Source organism: Tsuneonella deserti, from assembly GCF_014644315.1.
Taxonomy (GTDB): domain Bacteria; phylum Pseudomonadota; class Alphaproteobacteria; order Sphingomonadales; family Sphingomonadaceae; genus Tsuneonella; species Tsuneonella deserti.
Genome location: NZ_BMKL01000001.1, coordinates 940,350 through 960,988, shown reverse-complemented (window position 1 = coordinate 960,988; position 20,639 = coordinate 940,350). Strand labels below are relative to the sequence as shown.

At 63.0% G+C, this 20,639-nt stretch carries 14 protein-coding genes; 10 read left to right on the top strand and 4 right to left on the bottom strand.

The window, feature by feature from the left end; all coding sequences use genetic code 11:
• Window positions 1-57 precede the first annotated feature (57 nt).
• On the top strand, window positions 58-3,555 hold the full coding sequence (gene mfd, locus IEW58_RS04460) for a transcription-repair coupling factor (RefSeq protein ID WP_188644024.1): 3,498 nt from the start codon (window positions 58-60) through the stop codon (window positions 3,553-3,555).
• 206 nt (window positions 3,556-3,761) lie between these two features.
• Here mfd and IEW58_RS04455 read toward each other — a convergent pair whose 3' ends face one another.
• Both IEW58_RS04455 and IEW58_RS04450 read right to left on the bottom strand, forming a co-directional pair.
• Complete coding sequence (locus tag IEW58_RS04455; protein WP_188644023.1) at window positions 3,762-6,080, bottom strand: EAL domain-containing protein; 2,319 nt, start codon at window positions 6,078-6,080, stop codon at window positions 3,762-3,764.
• Window positions 6,081-6,220: 140 nt separating this feature from the next.
• Window positions 6,221-7,021: an outer membrane protein assembly factor BamD gene (locus IEW58_RS04450; RefSeq protein ID WP_188644022.1), complete on the bottom strand. Its 801-nt coding sequence runs from the start codon at window positions 7,019-7,021 to the stop codon at window positions 6,221-6,223.
• Window positions 7,022-7,155: 134 nt separating this feature from the next.
• Between IEW58_RS04450 and IEW58_RS04445 the strand changes: the two genes are divergently transcribed.
• From IEW58_RS04445 to IEW58_RS04425, 5 genes are all read left to right on the top strand, one after another.
• Entirely contained in the window at window positions 7,156-8,046 is an 891-nt protein-coding gene (locus IEW58_RS04445; RefSeq protein ID WP_188644021.1) for a hypothetical protein, read from the top strand.
• Window positions 8,047-8,544: 498 nt separating this feature from the next.
• Window positions 8,545-9,360, top strand: coding sequence for a hypothetical protein (locus IEW58_RS04440; RefSeq protein ID WP_229658430.1), 816 nt, complete (start codon window positions 8,545-8,547; stop codon window positions 9,358-9,360).
• A complete protein-coding gene (locus IEW58_RS04435; RefSeq protein WP_188644019.1) occupies window positions 9,357-9,938 on the top strand; it encodes a hypothetical protein in 582 nt (193 codons plus the stop codon). The genes IEW58_RS04440 and IEW58_RS04435 overlap by 4 nt, the downstream gene beginning before the upstream one ends.
• Window positions 9,939-9,942: 4 nt before the next feature.
• The gene (locus IEW58_RS04430; RefSeq protein ID WP_188644018.1) at window positions 9,943-11,070 is read left to right on the top strand and encodes an ImmA/IrrE family metallo-endopeptidase; all 1,128 of its coding nucleotides are present in this window, start codon (window positions 9,943-9,945) and stop codon (window positions 11,068-11,070) included.
• Window positions 11,067-11,573 carry a PIN domain-containing protein gene (locus IEW58_RS04425; RefSeq protein WP_188644017.1) on the top strand — a complete coding sequence of 169 codons (507 nt, stop codon included), beginning with the start codon at window positions 11,067-11,069 and terminating at the stop codon, window positions 11,571-11,573. The genes IEW58_RS04430 and IEW58_RS04425 overlap by 4 nt, the downstream gene beginning before the upstream one ends.
• Before the next feature lie 10 nt (window positions 11,574-11,583).
• Here the strand turns inward: IEW58_RS04425 and lepA are convergent, their stop codons facing one another.
• Window positions 11,584-13,401, bottom strand: a complete 1,818-nt coding sequence (gene lepA / locus IEW58_RS04420) for a translation elongation factor 4 (protein WP_188644016.1) — start codon at window positions 13,399-13,401, stop codon at window positions 11,584-11,586.
• A 46-nt stretch (window positions 13,402-13,447) separates the two neighbouring features.
• Window positions 13,448-15,703 (bottom strand): putative bifunctional diguanylate cyclase/phosphodiesterase, encoded by a 2,256-nt coding sequence (locus IEW58_RS04415; protein WP_229658429.1) that lies wholly within the window; start codon window positions 15,701-15,703, stop codon window positions 13,448-13,450.
• A 311-nt stretch (window positions 15,704-16,014) separates the two neighbouring features.
• Between IEW58_RS04415 and IEW58_RS04410 the strand changes: the two genes are divergently transcribed.
• From IEW58_RS04410 to IEW58_RS04395, 4 genes are all read left to right on the top strand, one after another.
• The gene (locus IEW58_RS04410) at window positions 16,015-16,854 is read left to right on the top strand and encodes an alpha/beta fold hydrolase (RefSeq protein ID WP_188644015.1); all 840 of its coding nucleotides are present in this window, start codon (window positions 16,015-16,017) and stop codon (window positions 16,852-16,854) included.
• The gene (locus tag IEW58_RS04405; protein ID WP_188644014.1) at window positions 16,851-18,170 is read left to right on the top strand and encodes an FAD-dependent oxidoreductase; all 1,320 of its coding nucleotides are present in this window, start codon (window positions 16,851-16,853) and stop codon (window positions 18,168-18,170) included. The genes IEW58_RS04410 and IEW58_RS04405 overlap by 4 nt, the downstream gene beginning before the upstream one ends.
• A gap of 39 nt (window positions 18,171-18,209) precedes the next feature.
• Entirely contained in the window at window positions 18,210-18,758 is a 549-nt protein-coding gene (locus tag IEW58_RS04400; protein WP_188644013.1) for a hypothetical protein, read from the top strand.
• Window positions 18,759-18,855: 97 nt separating this feature from the next.
• Complete coding sequence (locus tag IEW58_RS04395) at window positions 18,856-20,625, top strand: N-acyl-D-amino-acid deacylase family protein (RefSeq protein WP_188644012.1); 1,770 nt, start codon at window positions 18,856-18,858, stop codon at window positions 20,623-20,625.
• Window positions 20,626-20,639 lie beyond the last annotated feature (14 nt).

Below are 20,639 nucleotides of genomic sequence, written 5' to 3'. Positions count from 1 at the left end.
ATTCCTCGGGCGGGTCGCCCGCGCGTGCCCCCCGCGCGTGGCCAAGACAGGATCCCGATGCCCGACCTCCAGAAAATCCTGAGCGCGAAGAAGCCGCTGACGCTCGCCTCGATCCCGCGCGGCGCTCAACCCCTCGTGATGGCGGATCTTGCCCGTGCAGCGGCCCATTCCGGCAAGGGCAGCCGCGCGGTTCTGGTCGCTGCCGACGAGGCTGCCATGCGCGCGGTTGCCGACGCCGCGGAATTCTTCGCATCCGAAATCGAGGTCATCGACTTTCCTGCATGGGATTGCCTTCCCTATGACCGTGCGAGCCCGGCGCTATCGGTCAGCGCGCGCCGTCTGTCGGCCCTGCACCGGCTGCAAGGCAAGGCGGGCGGACCGCAGCTCCTGGTCACCACCGTCAACGCTCTGCTCCAGCGCGTGCTCACGCCATTCCGCGTGCGTGAGGCGGTCAAGGAGCTGAAGCCGGGCATGACGATCGCGCGCGAGGATCTCATCGCGCTGCTCCAGCGCCAGGGTTACTCGCGTACCGACACGGTGATCGACCACGGCGAGTTCGCGGTGCGCGGCTCGATCTTCGACGTATTTCCTTCGGGTCTCGAAGCAGGGCTGCGGCTCGACTTCTTCGGCGACGAGCTCGAATCGCTGCGCCTGTTCGATCCCTCCACCCAGATGACCACCGGCACGCGCGATTCGCACCTCCTGCTGCCGGCGAGCGAGGCGCTGCTCGACGAGGATACGATCAAGCGCTTCCGCGGACGCTACCGCGAGCGGTTCGGCGCCAATGCGACGCAGGACCCGCTGTACCAGGCGGTCAGCGAGGGCCGGCGCCTTGCAGGCATGGAGCACTGGCTTCCGCTGTTCGAGGACCGCCTCGCCACACTGTTCGATCACCTTTCGCCCGGCGACTTGATGGTGATCGACAGCGCCGCGCTACAGGCCGCAGACGAACGGCTGACCGACATCGCCGACTACCACCGCCAGCGCGAGGGCGGCTCCTACCGCCCCCTCCCCGAAGACGCGCTCTACCTCTCCACGAACGAGTTCGGTGCGGCGTTGGAAGACCGCCCGGTTCACAGGTCTTCGATCTTCGCGGAACCGGAAAGCGCCACCGTTATCGATTTCGGCTTCCAGTCGGGCCGCGATTTCGCGCCGGAACGGGCCCGGCAGGCCAGCGGATCGGGCGACAGCGTCTATGCCGCCGCCGCCGACCACATCAAGGCCGCGCGCAAGGCGGGCAAGCGACCGCTTTTCGCTGCCTATTCGAAGGGCAGCCGCGCCCGCATCTCCTCGATCATCGGTGAGGCTGGCGCGCCGATGGAGCTGGCCGATAGCTGGCAGGAGGCACTCGGCGCATCGGCAAAAGGAAAGCCCGTCGCGCTCGTCGTCCCGCTGGAAACCGGCTTCGCCAACGATGAAATCGACCTGTTTACCGAAGCGGACCTGCTCGGTGACCGGCTGGTCCGCCGCAAGAAGCGCCGCAAGAGCGCCGACGCTTTTCTTGCCGAGCTGCAGGCGCTCAACGCGGGCGACCTCGTGGTCCACATCGATCACGGCATCGGCAAGTATCTCGGGCTCGAGGCTATCCCCGTCGGCAAGAGCCAGCACGACTGCGTGATGCTGGAGTACCACGGGGGCGACAAGCTCTACGTGCCGGTCGAGAACCTCGAAGTGCTTAGTCGCTATGGCTCGAGCGAGGAGATGGTCAGCCTCGACCGGCTCGGCGGCGAAGCATGGCAAAAACGCCGCTCCCGCCTGAAGGAGCGCATCCGCGAAATCGCGCATGAACTCCTGCGCACCGCCGCCGCGCGGGCCCTGCGCAAGGCGCCGGTGGTGGAAGTCGAGGAGGCGAGCTTCATGCCCTTCGTCGATCGCTTCCCGTGGGACGAGACCGACGACCAGGACCGCGCGATTTTCGAAGTGCTGAGCGACCTGGCCAGCGGTTCGCCGATGGACCGCCTGGTCTGCGGCGACGTCGGCTTCGGCAAGACCGAAGTGGCACTGCGCGCCGCCTTCGCCACCGCGATGAGCGGCAAGCAGGTAGCAGTGGTCGCACCAACCACCCTGCTGGCGCGGCAGCATTACGAGAACTTCGCCGCGCGTTTCTCGGGTTTTCCCTTGAAGGTAGGTCGCTTGAGCCGGCTGGTTTCTTCGAAGGAAGCCACGGCGACTCGCGAAGGCCTTAAATCGGGCGATATCGACGTGGTCATCGGCACTCATGCGATCCTGTCGAAGTCGACCCAGTTCAAGAACCTTGGCCTCGTCGTCGTGGACGAGGAGCAGCGCTTTGGAGTCACGCACAAAGAAAAGCTCAAGCAGCTGCGCGCCGATGTCCACGTACTCACGCTCACCGCTACGCCGATCCCGCGCACGCTGCAGATGGCGATGAGCGGCCTGCGCGAGCTGTCCACAATCCAGACCCCGCCCGTGGACCGTCTCGCCGTGCGCACGTACGTGATGGAATGGGACGACATGGTGATGCGCGAGGCCCTGCTGCGCGAGCACCACCGCGGCGGCCAGAGCTTCATCGTCGTGCCCCGAATCAAGGACATGGCCGAAGTCGAGGACTGGCTGCACAAATACGTGCCCGAGGTGAAGGCGATAAGCGCGCACGGGCAGATGCCGCCCACCGAGGTCGAGGAGCGGATGAGCGCCTTCTACGAGGGCAAGTACGAGGTCCTGCTGTCGACCACGATCGTCGAGAGCGGGCTCGATATTCCCAGCGCCAACACGATCGTCATCCACCGCGCCGACCGCTTCGGCCTCGCCCAGCTCTACCAGCTGCGCGGCCGCGTCGGCCGGTCGAAGCTGCGCGCCTACGCCTATCTCACGACGCCCAAGGACACGGTGCTGAACGAAGTCGCCGAAAAGCGGCTGAAGGTGCTGGGTGACCTCGATTCGCTCGGTGCGGGTTTCCAGCTCGCCAGTCACGATCTCGACATTCGCGGCGCCGGCAACCTGCTTGGCGACGAGCAGTCCGGACACATCCGGGAGGTGGGATTCGAACTTTACCAGTCGATGCTGGAGGACGCGATCCTGGCCGCGAAGGCGGGCGACAGCGGGCTGGAACGCGAAGCCGGCCCAAGCCCGCAGATCACCGTCGATGCGCCGATCATGATTCCCGAAGACTACGTGCCCGACCTCACCGTGCGCATGGGACTTTATCGCCGCCTCAACGATGCGCGAGACCAGGCGGAGATCGAGGCGCTTGCCGCCGAGATGATCGACCGTTTCGGCCCGCTTCCGCAGCCGACCGCCAATCTCGTCAAGCTGATCGAGATCAAGCACCAGGCGATTGTCGCCAACATCGCCAAGATCGATGTGGGCGCCCGCGGTACCCTGGTAACCTTCCACAAGGACAGCTTCCCCGATCCGGCCGGCCTCGTCGCCTGGGTGGAACGGGTGGGCGAAGACGCCAAGCTGCGGCCCGACATGAAGCTGGTGCTGAGCCGGGCCTGGGGCGATCCCAGGAGCCGGCTGAACGGCCTGTTCCAGCTCACCAAGGGGCTGAGCGGCGTCGTCCGGCGGCATGAGCAACTGAAGGAGGCGGCGTGAGCCCCTGAGTCCCGCCCGACAAGAACGGTTTCCTTCTATCGCAGGCAAGAAAAAAGCCCCGGCGCAAACCGGGGCTTTTTTGATGTCGTCAAGGTGCCTTAGCGGCCGCCCCAGACATCCCTAAACCATGCCCACATAAGAAATCCTGCCTGTTACCCATTTGGTAACAAGCAGAGTTAACAGATCGTAAACGTTTGGCAAGCTTTCTAGGCGGCCTTCGCCCCTTGGGCCAATTTCGGGACAAGTGTGGACATCGGGATTGCCTTTGAAAAATAGTAGCCCTGGGCAACATCGCAGCCCATTTCCTTGAGCAGATTCACGACCGCCAGGTTCTCGACTCCCTCCGCAACAGCAACCCGTCCAAGCGAATGGATCATCTCGATAGACGTGCGCACCAGTGCCCGGTCCTCGAGCGACGTATCCATCCCTGTGACGAAGCTGCGGTCTATCTTCACCTCATCGGCGGGAATCTGCCTCAGGTAATGCAGCGATGCATGGCCGCTTCCGAAATCATCGACCGAGAGCTTGACCCCCATTCCCTTGAGGGCGGCCATGTTCCGCGCAACCACCGGGTCATTCTCGATTGGCGCCGTCTCGGTAATCTCGAGCATCAGCCTCGTCTGCGGGAAGCGATACGCCGCGAGCAGGTTTTCGACCTGCTGGGCGAACCTGGGATCGCGCAAATCGAGCGCTGAAATGTTGACCGCCACTGAAAATGCCGGGTCCTGTTCGAGCGCCATCCGGCCTTCCCGCAGCGCGCGGTTGAGGACGAAACTGGTAATCATGTCGACCCGGTTGTGCTCTTCCGCACTCGCGACCACCTGGGCAGGTTCGATTGCGCCTCGAGTCGGATGAACCCAACGCATTAATGCCTCGGCCCCGATGATGCGCCCGGTCGAAAGGAGAACCTTGGGCTGGAAGGCGACCTGCACCTCATCGTTGCGGATCGCCTGTTCGAGCTCGGAAAGGATCTGCAGCTTCCACGCCCGGTCACGAACCACCCCGGCTTCGCTGACCATGAAGATCTTGCCGCCATGCGCGGCGTCTTCTGCGCTCTGGATCGCGCTCTCCGTGCGCTCTCGTAGAGAAGCGTCACGGTTGATGTCGAGGCCGAGGGAGGAGGCCACGTCAGGCGCGTGGGAACCGATCGTGATGCTGGTCCGGAACAGCGCATGAAGCCCGCGAGCGTGGTTCTCGAGTTCCTCCACCGGCAACGCATCGCGGAGCCACACGAACGTATCTTTGTGAAAGGCGAATTGGGCGTCAGGCTCGGTCGCGCGCAGCATGGTCTTCGCCTTCATCAAGAGGAGGTTTATTTCCTCCGGCGAAAGACTTGCACTGATCGTTGCGAAATTGCGGATCTTGAGCGCGATTACATCACACTGGTCGGCTTTTGCCGCAGCTTGCAGGCCTTCGATCCGCTGCAGGCCGGTCGCCCCGTGATAGGCGGTCTGCGCCAATCGCACGAACCGGAACATTGCGATGCCAAGACAGAGCATTGCCGGCATTACGTCGATATTCACGCTCGCAAAATCGAGGGCGAATGGCACGACCAGAAGCATTGCCGCCGCCGCGGTGGACAAGCGATAGGACGGTTGCTGCCGCCTGGCCTGGACCGCCACGACCAATGCGGTCAGCAGAAGAGCAGGCAGCCAGCCGACATCGATCGGAAACCCCTTCTTGAGTGTTTCCGCGCCCAGCACATGGAAATAGACGCCCGGCGCGAGCTCCCGCAATGGAATGAGATGATAGTCGGACGCGACTCGGCTCGACGGAGAGACGATCACGTCCTTGCCCGCAAATTGGGACACGCCGACCCGTCCGTTCAGGACGTCGACGTATTCCACCGTCGGGATCGTCTTGTAATCGACGGCGAAATCGACCCGGTATTCGCCATCGTGATCGACCCCCGCCAGCGCGGCGGAGATCGAAGGCCGCCGTTCGCCCAGCACGTTGGCGCTGGCCGGGAAGACGACGGCGAGGCCGAATGGCGCCTCTTTCCCATCCATTGAGGCAGTCAACACCGATTCGCGGAACACTTGGTGAGGGATGATGTCGGCTGTCGATCCGTCGGACTGATCCAAGCCCGTGATGGCGCCGACGAACACCCGCCCCTTGTGCCGCTGGAACGCGGCGACGAGCTGCTGGTCCTCGGCGGGCGTCGTCGCATCTGCATAGGCGCGATCGAAAAACACGCGCTTGGCTCCGGACGCGAACAACGTCTCGAGCACGCGGGCATCGTCACTGCGCTTGGGGTCGCTCGTACCGAGCGCATTGAGCGTGCGGTCGTCGACGGTGACCACGACGATACTCTGATCGGCTGGATGCATGCGCGCAAACGTGCGCAAGGCGCGGTACCAGTCATCGAGCGGCAGCATCAGTTCGATGGTCCCCGCCAGGAGCGCGAGGCCGATCGCCCAAGCCGCGATACGGGCACGGGCGTTGCGTGGCTTGTCCGCACGCGAGGCACGGCGCGCGGCACGGCGCAGGCGCCTGCGATCGGCCGCATCACGCAGTGCGCCCATTGGCCTAATGCCGAACAAACCTCGCATGCGCGTCACGCGCCATGCCTCCTCGAAAAGCGACCTTCGCGGTCACCCTAGAGGCGCAATAGAAAAGAATTCGTAACCTTATGCCGGCGCCGTGGCGCCACTGGAAGGAGCCGTCAGCTGGCGGAGGCGCCGGGGGCCTTCTTCTGCACCAGCTCGTAGGCCTTCTGGTACCACTCGTTGCCCGGATAGTTCGCGCCCAGGACGGCGGCGTACTTCATCGCCTCGCTCGGCACGCCGAGGGCGAGGTTGGTCTCGGTCAGGCGGTAGAGCGCCTCGGGCGCGTGGTTGGTGGTCTGGAAGTTGTCGACCACGTTCTGGAAGCGGATCTGCGCCGCCAGCCAGTTGCCCACCCGCTCGTAATAGCGGCCGATCTCCATCTCCTTGCCGGCGAGGTGATCTTCCACCAGGTCGAGCTTGAGCTTGGCGTCGCCGGCATACTCGCTGGCGGGATAGCGCCGGATCAGTTCCTGCAGCGCGGTGCGGGTCTGCTCGGTCACCTTCTGGTCGCGGGTCACGTCGCTGATCTGCTCGTAATAGGACAGCGCGATCAGGTAGTAGGCGTACGGCGCATCCTTGTTGCCCGGGTGGATCGAGAGGAACCGCTGCGCGCTCGAGACCGACTTGTCGTAATCGCGCGCCACGTAATAGCTGAACGCGCTCATCAGCTGCGCGCGGCGGGCCCACGGTGAATAGGGGTGCTGGCGCTCCACCTCGTCGAACAGGGCGGCGGCGATCTTGGGCTGGCCGCGGTCGAGCCGGTCCTTGGCCGCCGAGTAGAGCGTTTCCACATCGCGCGCGACGTAGGCTGTGTCCCTGGGCCCACCGCCCCGGCCGGCACAGGCCGAAAGCGCGAGCGAAGCGCCGAGAACGGCGGCGGCGGCAAGCTTGAACGAAGCGCGGGGGACGGTCTGCATAGGGCCGTGCCTATACCCGCGCCTCGGGTGAACGCAAAGTGAAGTTGCGGGGCGCCTTCCTCCCCTTCCCCCGACTATTTTCCTACACGGCTTTTTTCTGCTTCCTGGCCGGTTTGCCAGCCAGGAGCCCGCCCATGACCCGCCGCAAGGACCCCGCCGCCACCCGCACCCCGCTCGCCGAGATGGAGGCGGCCGGCCACGCCCTCCCCCAGTTCGAGCCGGTCCCGCGCAAGTACCGCCACGATGGCTGGACGCCCGAGCGGCAGAAGGCGTTCATCGCCGCGCTCGCCGATACCGGCAGCGTCAAGCGCGCCGCGCGGGCCGTGAACATGAGCCCCGAGGGCGCCTACTGGCTCCGCCGCCAGCCCGGCTCCGAAACCTTCCGCCGCGCGTGGGAGGCGGCGCTCGACTTCGGCGTCCAGCGGCTGAAGGACGAGGCGTTCGACCGCGCGTTGAACGGCCAGCTTTCCCCGGTGTTCGTCGCTGGCAAGCTGAAAGGCTTCCGCCGCATCAAGAACGACCGGCTGCTGATGTTCTGCCTGCGCATGAACGCGAGAGGTCCCGACGGCCGCCGCCTCTCCGCCAGCTACTTCGACCCGAACGGATTCCGATTGTCAGGTAGCCCCTCTCCCCTCGAGGGAGAGGTTGGGAGAGGGGGCTTCCTGCCCTCAAGCAGCGCAGCGATAGGGCGACAAGGATACTCCATCAACCAACCCGCCCTCTCCCAGGCCGAGAAGGACGACATGAACGCCGCGCTGATCGAACACTTCGATCCGGTGAGCCTGTCCCTGCCCGAGATCGAGGCGATGCAGGCCATGCTCACCCAGGCCGCCGCCCGCCACCGCGCCGAGATGGACGGCCCGCCCGAAGGCGACACCCAGACCGACTTCTTCAAGCTTGGCGAGGACAAGGACTTCAAGGCGGTGGGTGAACTCGAGGACGTGATCGAGACCGGCGACGAGCTGGAGCCGTTCGATCCGGAGGAGGATGATTGGAGGGAGCTCGGAGTCGAAGACGGCGCGTAGCGCCAACGGGACTAGCGCCCAAGATTGCGCAGCAGTCGACGCGCTAGGAGCCGGTGCGCGTCAGCGCGTCGAGAGAGTCGACCTACGATATGGTGTAGCCCGAAACGCAGGGGCGAAAGCGCCGGGAAGAGCGGAACGGCACGGAGCGCCACTCACACCGCTGCCTGCCCTTGACGCGCGCAAGTAAAGCAGTTAATATCAAATCCATTTCTATAAATAGAATTCGATATGGTATTAGCCTCTCAAGACGACTGCCACATAGTTCGAGTCCCAAAGCCGCGCAACGGCAAATCGAAGTATTGGTGTATTTCCCACGGCGCTGCCGCGACTGCCAGGTTCGGCGGTCGAATGTCGCGGTGCGAAGGCGCGTACCGGACAATCGCGGACTTTCGGCGATTCCGGCTGGAGCCAGAGCGTTATCCGGGCGGCGTAGCTCTTTGGGGCGCGGTTGAGCCGGTCTACAATACCTCAAAGGTTCCCGCTGAGAGAGGAATACATGTGCATGCTCGGTCTCGGTCAGGGGGAAAGAAAGAGATCGATCTGACTTACGACGCGGTCGAGCTTTCGGTCCCCCGAGACCTCTTTGGCGAGGGCACGGTTCTTATCACGGGCGAAACGGCGGTTGCGTATTACCTCAGCCGCTTTCTGAATCGACAGATCGACACCATTTTCTGCCCCCACTGCGACACTCCTCACCTCGATTCGGACTGGTTCGCAGTGAAGCCCCATCGAGTTCACCTTTGCCATGGTTGCAACAAGCTCTTCAGAATGGATGTAAGGCGCATTTCCAATCCCCTTGAGGCGGTTCGTCACAAGCTGGGGGATCGCGACACGAACAGGAAGCAACGAAGGGCGAAGGGAAACTTAGATATTACGCAGGCGATGTATCCAGGCGGCCTCCAAATTTGGGCGTCCAATCCCGCGTTGCTGTGGACTTCAAACCGTCAGGAGGAAGAGGGGATCCATATCCACGGTTGGACACAGGAAGGTGGGGAACCGAAGCTTGATGGCACGTTTAACACCGTCCGAATCGACGGCATCGAGTTGGACGAACAGCATCTCAGGCACTTCATGGCGCAAAACGCCTTGGTTTATCTGCGGGGCAAAGTGGTTGCGCTCGATTGCCCGACTTGTGGAGCGGTTCAATTCGATCAGGGCGATGCTGCTTTTCGGCCGAGGAGCATGCACGAATGTGCGGCGTGTGGCTCGAACTTTGCCACACCGGGCCGGCGACGATTGGTCGTCAGCAACCCTTTCGTCAAAACCTTGGCCGCGCTAGAGGCTGCGAAGAAACTTGAGGGTGCGAACGCATGAAGGGATACATCTACATTACAGGCACCGGCGCCGACCCAGGGCTGCACGACAACCTCGATGACCCCTTATTCGGTGACCCGCCAACCTTAGGCGCCTGCATGACCAATTTGCGGGACTTCGTTGACCCGGGCGACTACCTGTTCGTCGTGTCGGGTAAGGCCGCCAGCGCTGCGCAATACGTGATCGGGGGAATGAGGGTTGCTGAGAAAATTGACGCTTTGGCTGCGTACGGTCGATTCCCCCAGAACAGACTGCGCGTCGATGAAAATGGCGTGATACGCGGAAACATCATTGTCGATGAATACGGGAATCAGCACCCGCTGGATCATCATGACCCGGATACGTTTGAGCGGCGCGTGAAAAACTTCATTGTCGGCGACGAAGCTGAAGCGCTTCAAACCCAGCGGGAGATTGAACTCGGGCGCGAGCAAACGTTGCGCAAACTGTCCGAGGTGTTTGACCGGCAGGGAAACCGACCAATTGACATTATGGGCCGTCAGAGGAAGTTGGACGAGCAACAGGTACACGGGTTGCTAGACTGGCTTCGGGGCATAAAAGCTGCAGCTACAGCAGAGTAGCGTGGTGAGTAACGTCGCCGATGCCCTTCGCGCCTTAAAAATACCTGCTAAGGAAATCGCCGAGAAGTCTAGGCTACCAATCGAGCGTGTTCTTGCGATTCTAGATGGCAGCAAAGTAGCGCTCTCTGAGCTACGGGCAATCGGTACAGGGCTCAGATTACCGATGCATGTTCTCGCTAAAGGAGAACGGCCCAGCGAAAGGTCTTCAGTTGCGCCGCTCTTTCGCGCCGTTCGAGGCGCGCACCAAGACTACGATGTTACAATTGAAAAAATCGCGACTTTCGTTGAGGCATCACTAGAACTACTTCCGACACGTAGATCGCTGCCGACTTGGCTCCAAGGACTGGAGGCCAAGGCTACGTCATATGAAGAGGCTGATCGCTTAGCCAAGCAATTTAGGGCGATTGTCTACGAACATCCCTTAGATGATCCAGCGTCCGACCTTCCAGCGGTTTTAGGATCGCTCGACGGAGTTATAATCAGTCGGCTTCTATACTCTCGTTATGAGGGTGTATCCCTAATCGCGGGAAATTACTGCTTTATCTTCGTATCACCACGTTTCCAGGGTCGCATGTTGTTTACGCTTGGTCATGAACTTGGTCATGTGATCGCCCATCACAAGAATGGTGGAGAGGCGTTATTCGAAAAAGCGGGCGATATCGGAACGTTCGGCGCGCACTCGCGACAAGAAGCAATGGTTGACGCCTTTGCGAGCTGCCTTTTGCTCCCGGATCGAGGAGTTGCGAAAGCGCTAAGGATGTTCAAGGCTCATTATAACGTCCAAGTGCCAGCGATCAGCGACTTCGAAATTCTCCTCTTGGCAAGGTTCTTTGGAGTGAGTTTCGATGTTGCCGCACGGAGATGCGAAGATCTTGAGCTCATTCCGAGAGGCGCGGGTTTTGCGCTCTCGGGAAGGCTGAAAAAGGAGTATGGGTCTGCCGAGAAGCGAGCCGATCAACTCGGCGTCCCTCCCCGAGCGCCCATTGCGCTACCGGCATTGTCAAGGCAGCTGTCCGCGTCGGTCTCGCAAGCATTGGAAGGCGGCAACGTTTCAATCGGCTGGATCACCGATCGACTGGGTCTCTCAATTGCAGAAGTCTTAGCTGCAAACAAAGGGCGCGCTTCCCTTTGAAGGTAATTGTTGACTCAAGTTCTGTAATCAATCTCTTCAACGCTGATGCGCTGAAATTATTCTGCCGGCTAGCCAGGTGTGAGTTCCTGATCCCCCCGCTCGTGTTCGGTGAATGTGCTCCTTCGTGCGCATCATCTCTTCTTGAACTACGGGATGAAGGTTGCGTCGAATTTCTTAATGACACTGAAATCGACGCGGACCGTTATCTCGAACTTCTCGGCCGCTATTCTCTAGGCGCTGGAGAGACTGAATGTATCGCCGCGTCGGTCGATAATGATTTTCGAGTCTGCTGTGACGACCGAAAAGCCAGAGAAGCGGCGGCCGAAATGATCGGGCAAGATAGGGTGCTTGGGACTGTGCGCCTCCTACGGTGGTGCGTCGAAGACGAGATCGCCGATTGCGGCGAGGCTTTTCGCTTATTTGGTGAAATGAAGGGGAAGGGAGGATTTCTCCCGAACACTCCTCAAGCTTTTTTCTGCGCCGGAGACCGGGAAGGCGCCTGATGGCGAATGGTCACTCCTCCCCCATCCGCAGCGCGGCAATAAACGCCTCTTGCGGAATGCTCACATTCCCATACTCGCGCATCCGGGCCTTGCCCTTCTTCTGCTTGTCGAGCAGCTTCTTCTTCCGGCTGATGTCGCCGCCATAGCACTTGGCGGTCACGTCCTTGCGCAGGGCGGCGATGGTCTCGCGGGCGATGACCTTGCCGCCGATCGCGGCCTGGATCGGGATCTTGAACAGGTGGCGGGGGATGAGGTCCTTCAGCCGCTCGCACATGCCGCGCCCGCGCGCTTCGGCAACGCCGCGGTGGACGATCATGCTCAGCGCGTCGACCGGCTCGTTGTTGACGAGGATCTGCATCTTGACGAGGTCGCCTTCGCGCAGGCCAATCTGCTCGTAATCGAAGCTGGCGTAGCCGCGGCTGATCGATTTCAGGCGGTCGTAGAAATCGAATACCACTTCGTTCAGCGGCAGCTCGTAGCTCACCTGCGCGCGGCCGCCGACATAAGTCAGGTCGGTCTGGATGCCGCGCCGGTCCTGGCACAGCTTGAGGATCGAGCCGAGGTATTCATCCGGCGTGTAGATCGTCGCCTTGATCCACGGTTCCTCGATGCTCTCGATCCGGCTGGGATCGGGATAGTCGGCCGGGTTGTGGAGCATGATCTCGCGCGCGTCGTCATTCCGGCTGGCGCGCAGCTGGATGCGATAGACGACCGACGGCGCGGTGGTGATGAGGTCGAGGTCGTACTCGCGCGTCAGGCGTTCCTGGATGATCTCGAGGTGCAGCAGGCCGAGGAAGCCGCAGCGGAAGCCGAAGCCCAGCGCCGCGCTCGATTCCATCTCGAAGCTGAAGCTCGCGTCGTTGAGGCGCAGCTTGGCGATCGATTCGCGCAGTTTCTCGAAATCGGCGGCGTCGACCGGGAAGATGCCGCAGAACACCACCGGCTGCACTTCCTTGTAGCCGGGCAGCGCTTCGGCCGCCCCGCCCTTCACGGTGGTGATCGTGTCGCCGACGCGGGCCTGCTCCACTTCCTTGATCTGCGCGGTGATGAAGCCGATCTCGCCCGGGCCGAGCTCGGCGAGGTCGATGCGCTTGGGGGTGAAGGCGCCGACGCGGTCGATCAGGTGCTCGGTCTTGCCGGCCATGAACTTGACCTGCAGGCCTTTCTTGATGACGCCGTCGATCACCCGGACGAGGATGACCACGCCGAGGTAGGGATCGTACCAGCTATCGACCAGCATGGCCTTGAGCGGCGCGTTGCGGTCGCCCTTGGGGGGCGGGATCTTCTTGACGATGGCCTCGAGCGTGTCCTCGATGCCGATGCCCGACTTGGCCGAGGTGAGCACGGCTTCGGAGGCGTCGATGCCGATGATGTCCTCGATTTCGGCGCGGACCTTCTCGGGCTCGGCGGCGGGGAGGTCGATCTTGTTGATGACGGGGACGATCTCATGGTCGTGCTCGATCGACTGGTACACGTTGGCGAGCGTCTGCGCCTCGACCCCCTGCGCCGCGTCCACCACCAGCAGCGCGCCCTCGCACGCGGCGAGCGAGCGCGAGACTTCATAGGCGAAGTCCACGTGGCCGGGGGTGTCCATCAGGTTGAGCTCATACGTCTCCCCGTCGCGCGCCTTGTAGTTGAGGCGCACCGTCTGGGCCTTGATCGTGATCCCCCGCTCACGCTCAATGTCCATGTTATCAAGGACTTGCTCGCTCATCTCCCGATCGGTCAACCCGCCCGTCGCCTGGATCAGGCGGTCGGCGAGAGTCGACTTGCCGTGGTCGATGTGGGCGATAATCGAAAAATTGCGTATGTGTCGGAGGTCGGTCATCGCCCGCGCCCTTAGCGGCGCGGTCGCGCCCTGTCAGCAGTCGCTATCAGGCAGCTCTGGACATCGATGTCGGATCGACCTGAAGAAATTGCGGGCGGCTGCGCGGGCCGTCGCCTTGTGGCGGAGCGTAGTGGCCCGGCGGCAGGGCTGCGAGCGGCATGCCTGCCGCGGCCAGCGCATATGGGCTGATCCGGTGCCGGGTGCAGAGCCCATCGGCTCCGTCGCTTATGAGCGGCACCTCGAAGCCGAGCCCCTGGGTGTAGCCTTCCGACCGCTTCACCCGGCACACAACGAGCTGACCACCGCCCAGATCGAGCACGAACTCGGTCTCAAGGGGCACATCGAGCAGCCCTTCAATGCTCGCGCCGGTCCGTGAAAGGTTCCGCAGCACGACTTCGTAGCGGTGATCCTCGTGGATGAGGCCGACGCGGCGGTACATCGTCTTACGGTCCGCGCGGTGTCTCGCGGGCCCGGTGGGATCGAACTTCAGACCGCCCTCTGTGAGGCGGGTCAGGAACTCCTCTTGCGGCAGCGCCTTGGAGAAAATGTAGCCCTGGATGTGACTCGCCCCCAGCCGGGTAATCAGATCCAATTCGTCCATCGCTTCGACGCCTTCGGCGACGGTCTCCATTTTCAAGGCTTCGGCGAGGCTGACGATGGCGGTGATGATCGCCGCGTTGTTGGTATCGTCCTGCGTCGCGCCGGCCACGAAGCTGCGATCGATCTTGATTTTGTCGAGCGGTGCGCTGCTCAAGTAGCCGAGCGACGAGTAACCGGTGCCGAAATCATCCAGCGCCAGCCGCACTCCCATTTTTTTGAGTGTCTTGAGCATGGCCTGGGTGCCCTGCGGGTCTCCGAGGAACACGCTCTCCGTAATCTCGAGCTCGAGACGGGCGGGATCGAGGCCGCTGCGGTCAAGAGCGGTGCGCACTACGCGAGGCAAGTCGTCGGCCGCGAACTGGATGGCGGAAACGTTCACCGCCACCCGCATGGTTTCGGGCCACGCGGTCGCATCCCCGCAGGCCCGGCGCAAGACCCACTCTCCGAGCTTGGTGATGAGATTGGTCTCTTCCGCGACCGGAACGAACTCCGCGGGGCTGATCCATCCACGTTCGGGGTGGTTCCAGCGCACCAGTGCTTCGACGCCGGTGACCAAATGATCCGCGGTCCGCACGATGGGCTGGTAATGCAGTTCGAGCTGGTCGGTCTGAATAGCGTCGCGCAGGTCCTCCTCGATTTGCCGGCGCAGGCGGGCGCCGTCCTTGAGCTCGCTCGAGAAGAAGCGGTACTGCCCTCGTCCGCCACCCTTGGCCGCGTACAGCGCCAGGTCGGCACTGCTGACCAGTTCATCCGGGTCCAGGCCGTCATACGGGGCGATCGCGATGCCGACCGAAGTGCCAATGATCGCACGGCTGCCATTGAGCGAGTAAGGCTGCGAGATCATCTGGATGACGCTGTTGGCGATCTCGCCCAGACGGCCCCGGTCGTCGATATCGGGCAGCATCACCTGAAACTCGTCACCGCCGAGACGACCGATCTCTCCACGTCCGGCGATGATCCGTTCAAGGCGTTGCGCTACCTGCTTGAGGAGCTCGTCTCCCGCCGGGTGGCCAAGCGTGTCATTGACCTGCTTGAACCGGTCGAGATCGAGCATGAGCAACGCGCAGCTTCGCTTCGCCGCTTTGTATGCCGTCAGCGTAGTCGAAAGCCGCTTGCTCATCCGGTGCCGGTTGGCCAGCCCGGTAAGCGAATCGTACTGGGCAAGGCGAGATGCATCCCGCTGGCTTTCGCGGACGGAGGTGATGTCCTTGGCGCTGCCCCGATAGCCGAGAAAGTCTCCCTCCTCGGTCACCTGGGGCTTCGCGCTTATCGACCACCAGTGTTCGGCGTCCCCCGCATCGACCCGCACGGGCACTTCGGTGAGCGAATTGCGCGCGCGAAGCTGGAACGCGAGGGGACGCGCGGTACGATCTTCGTCCTTTGCGTCCTCCTCGGCCAGGAACAACATGGCGACCGGCGTGCCAAGGAGGTCGGCAGATTCCTTCCCGAGTTTCCGTGCCGCGCTTGCGGAGAGATAGCTCAGCTTTCCCTCGGCATCCGTCGCCCAGAACCAGCCGATCTCGGACTCCTCGAACTGGTCGAGCAGCGCGAGCCGTTGCGCGTTGCTATCGGGCGCGCGCGCACCCCCGGCGACATCGCCGCTTCTTCGCGCAAAAATACCGCTCAGTGCCACGTTCTTCGAACTTTCACTTGTGCGGACCCGACTGGCCTTGCTGGCGCCATCGCCGCGGCCTTTGATCACTGCTTAGCGCCGCATTTATAACTGTTTTGCTAACCAACCGCGCCAGAGTCGAAATTCGTCTTTCAGCGGGTGGTTTTCTTTGAGCGGGCGCCTTTCCGAGCGAGCCGCTTGCCATCCTGCATGGCCCCGTGCATGATTTCGTTCATCTACGCGGGCGGGGGACGTGTGACGAGCACCGGGCTGGACTGCCATGCGGCTTCGATGCCCCCGATTCGGTGGGCAAGAGCACGTCGGAACACCGAAAGCGGCTGGTGGTTTAAGGCCCTTCGTACGCAATCAAGCTCAGAAGGGTCCCCCAGTTGAACAACCCGATGAAATCCGCCCGGATTTCCATGATGCAGGCTGGGGGGCGCGAGATGCGGCTAGCAACCTGGCGGCTCGACGGGTCATCGGACCACCTTCCCGTCCTGTTTTTCAACGGCATTGGCGCAAGCATCGAGGCGGTGGCCCCGCTAGCCCATGCGCTGGACGATCGCCCGTTCGTCATGTTCGACATGCCCGGCATCGGCGGTTCGCCCGACCCCGTGATGCCATACACTCCCTTCACCATTTGCGCGGCCACTGCAGCGCTATTGCAGCAGCTGGGGCTGGAACGGGTCGACGTGATGGGCGTGAGCTGGGGCGGCGCGATGGCCCAGCAGTTCGCACTTCAGCACAGCGCGGTGGTGCGTCGGCTGATCCTCTGTGCGACCGGAGCTGGAATGCTGACTTTCCCTGGCAGCCCGGCCGCCTTTGCCGCCTTGTCTGATCCCAGGCGGTTTCTCGATGCCGCCTTTGCCGACAAGTCCTTCGCAGCCCTTTACCGCCGGTCACTTCGCGATACTGGCGGGGAGGCGGCCCAGCTGGGGTGGATCAGGCCGCCCAGCAGGATCGGATACCTCTATCAACTGTTGGCCATGAGCGGATGGAGCAGCGCCCCCGCCCTGCCCTTCCTGACAAAGCGGGTACTTATAATGATGGGCGACGAGGACCCTATCGTTCCTTCAATCAACGGGCGGCTGCTCCATTCGCTGATCCCGCGCAGCGAACTCGAGATTTTCGAAGGTGGCGGGCACTTGTTCCTGCTCAGCCACCGGGATCAATCGATTTCCTGCATCCGGAGCTTTCTCGACAGCTCGGATGACACAGAAGCGGAGCGCAAGGCTGCATGACGCATCACATCGCAATCGTGGGTTCGGGTCCCGCCGGATACTACACGGCGGAAGCGGCGCAAAAGCGGTGGGGTGACGATGTCCGGGTCGACGTTTTCGATACCCTCCCGGTCCCCTACGGCCTCATCCGTACCGGTGTCGCGCCCGATCACCAGTCAATCAAAGGCGTGAGCAAGCGCTACGAGACCACAGCGCTCAGCGAAAACGTCCGCTTCGTTGGCAACGTGACCGTCGGCACCGACGTCAGCGTGGCGGAACTGCAGGACTTCTACGACGCGATCGTGTTTGCCACCGGCGCGCCGCATGATCGTCCGCTTGGCATCCCGGGTGAGGAACTGGGCAACGTGTTCGGCAGCGCCGCATTCGTCGGCTGGTACAATGGGCACCCGCAATTCGCCGGCCTCGCGCCCGACCTATCCGGAAGCCATGCCGTGGTGATTGGCATGGGCAACGTGGCGCTCGACGTCGCACGCATCCTCGCCAAGACCGAGGAGGAGTTTGCCGGCAGCGACATCGTCAATCACGCGCTTGAAGCGCTGCGCACATCGCGGCTCCGCACGATCACGATCCTCGGCCGGCGCGGTCCGCACCAGATCATGATGACGCCCAAGGAGCTTGGAGAGCTGTTGCATCTTTCGCGGGCAAGCCCCCGCGTCGATCCGAACGACCTGCCAGACCAGGGCGAGGACCTCGTTCTTGAACCCGGCCTGCGCAAGTCGGTCAGCCACCTGCGCAGCTTCGCGGCAATTCCTGAGAGCGAAAGGGCCGACAAGGCAATCGAGATCGATTTTGACATGTACGCCTCCCCGATGCGCCTACTGGGAGAGGGCAAAGTCGCCGCCATCGAGGTTGAGCGCACGGTGATCGAGGCAGGTCGCGCCGTCGGGACCGGCCAGACCTATACCCTGCCGGCCGACCTGGTGATCAGTTGCATCGGCTATCGAAGTTCGCCCATCCCCGGGGTTCCGTTCGATGAGCGTGCGGGCCGCTTCGCCAATGACGAGGGACGCATTCTCCCGGGGATTTATACCGTGGGCTGGGCGCGAAGGGGCCCGAGCGGAACGATCGGCACCAACCGCCCCGACGGGTTCGGGGTGGTCGATCGGATCGACGAGGACCTGTCGAGCGGCGCCATTCCAGCGAAGTCGCGCGAAGGAAGGGCGGGATTCGACCGGCTCGCCGCCAAGCGCGGACTGGACATCGTCACCTTCCGCGACTGGAAGAGGATCGAGGAAGCCGAAGCGGAAGCCGCCCGCGAAGGCGCCCCGCGCGAGAAGTTCGTAGATATCGAGAGCATGATCCGAGCCCGGGGCTGAACCTTGCCATTCAACTCCAGCGATATTGCATCCCACTTCATGCGCCAGTTCTCTAGCGAAGGCGGCACGCTGGTTTATCGCCGATTCGGGCGTGGCCCGGCCTTCCCGGTCACGGAGGAACAGGTGGCCGATTTCCTCCAACGGTACATGAGAGAGACGCGCATCGCTCGCCTGGCGCTCCTCGTGACGACAATTGTACTGGGCGGCGGAGCGGGACCCCTGATGGCGCAGTTGCCCTTCACCCCTGGCGAGACCGCTATCGTCCTGGGGATCGTAATTCCCGTCGTCCTGCTGATCGCGGCCTTCGTAGTCGCGGACTTGCGTAACCAGTCCCGCCCGGAGCGCGAGCTATCGGTCCGCGCGCCCGTCGCCAGCGCGATCGACGCGGACGAATGGAGCCGGGCACAACTGCGGCAGGCGCCCTGGCCAAACTTCATTATCCTTCCACTGGCGTCGGCTTTCGTCGTCTGGGCCCTTCGCGACCTGGTGGACCCGCTAACCGGATGGGGCCGACTGATCTGGCTTTTCCCGGCGGCGGCCATCGCGCTCGCCGTCACCCAGGGGCTGCGAAAGCTGCGCGCGGGTTAGGCCAGGCCGCCCCGCCGGAGCGACCAAGGTTGCACAAAGCAACTGGACTCGGCTTTTGCAGCATGTAACTCTCGCCGGTGGAGAGAGGAGCCCATACATGCCCGCATTTGACCTGATCATCCGCAACGGCACCATCGTCGATGGAACCGGCGACCCGCGCTTTGCCGGCGATGTCGCGATCAAGGACGGCCTGATCGTTCAGGTGGGCGAAGTGCGCGGCGATGCGGCCGAGGAAATTGACGCTGCTGGCAAGATCGTCACCCCTGGCTTCGTGGACATTCACACTCACTACGATGGCCAGGCCACCTGGGACCAGGAAATGGCGCCGTCGAGCTGGCATGGCGTGACGACGGTGGTCATGGGCAATTGCGGCGTTGGCTTCGCACCGGCTCACCCGGATCGGCACAACTGGCTGATCGGCCTGATGGAAGGCGTCGAGGATATTCCCGGCACCGCGCTCGCCGAAGGAATGAAGTGGGACTGGGAGACTTTCCCCGAATACCTGGATGCATTGGAGAAGCTTCCTCGCACGGTCGATGTCGGCACGCACGTGCCGCACGGCGCGGTGCGCGCTTACGTGCTCGGCGATCGCGAGCGGCCAGGCGCCGTCCCCACCGCCGATGACATCGAGGCGATGGGCAAGATCGTCGAGGAAGGCGTCCGCGCCGGAGCGCTGGGCTTCTCCACCTCGCGCACCGTTCTCCACCGCTCGATCGATGGCGAAGTGGTGCCCGGCACCACCGCGACCGCGGAGGAACTGATCGGCATCGGCCGTGCGATGGGCCGCGCGGGTCACGGCGTATTCGAGATGGCCAGCGACATGATGCGCGAGTGGGATGAATTCGGCTGGATGGGCCAGCTCAGCCGCGAGACCGGCCTGCCGGTGACCTTTGCGGCGCTACAGTCGATCGCCAAGGAACTGCCGCTCGAAGAGCAGATCGCCTCGATGCGCGCCGAAAACGACAATGGCGCCAACATCATCGCCCAGATCGCACTGCGCGGCAACGGCATCGTGATGGCATGGCAGGGCACGGTCCACCCCTTCCGCCTGCGGCCGAGCTGGCAGGCGATTGCCGACCTTCCATGGGATGAGCAGAAAGCCAGGTTGCTAGATCCGGCCTTCAAGAAACAGCTCCTGTCGGAGGAGAATGACTTCTCCGAGGTCAACCGGGACATCATTGGGCTGATCATGGTCGTCTGCGGTGGATGGGCCATGCAGTATGAGATGGACCCCGATTTCGACTACGAGCCTCAGGCCGACGAGAGCATCGCCGCCCGCGCCGCGGCAGCCGGCATGTCGGGTGACGAATACGCCTACGATCTCCTGTGCCGCGACGATGGAAAGGGGTTCATCTACCTGCCGATCCTCAATTACGCGCAGGGCAACCTCGACTTCCTCGAGGACCTGCAGAACGCCGACGATACGGTGAACTCGCTGTCGGATGGCGGGGCGCACTGCGGCACGATCTGCGACGCGGCCAGCCCGACCTTCATGCTCCAGCACTGGGTGCGCGATCGCAAGCGTGCCAGGGACCGGCAGAACGGACGGATCTCGCTGGAGCATGCGATAAAACGACAGTGTCAGGACACCGCGCGGCTCTACGGCCTCAACGACCGAGGCGTGCTCGCACCGGGCTACCTGGCCGATCTCAATGTCATCGACATGGATCGGCTGAAACTCGGCAAGCCGTGGCTGGCGTTCGACCTTCCCGCCGGCGGCAAGCGCCTTCTGCAGAAGGCCGAAGGCTACTTCTGCACGATCAAGAACGGCAAGGTCACGTTCCGCGAGGGCGAGTGGACCGGCGAGACGCCGGGTGGCCTCATCCGAGGACCCCAGCGCGTGGAGCTTGCCGAAGCAGCGGAGTAGATTCTGATCCCGCA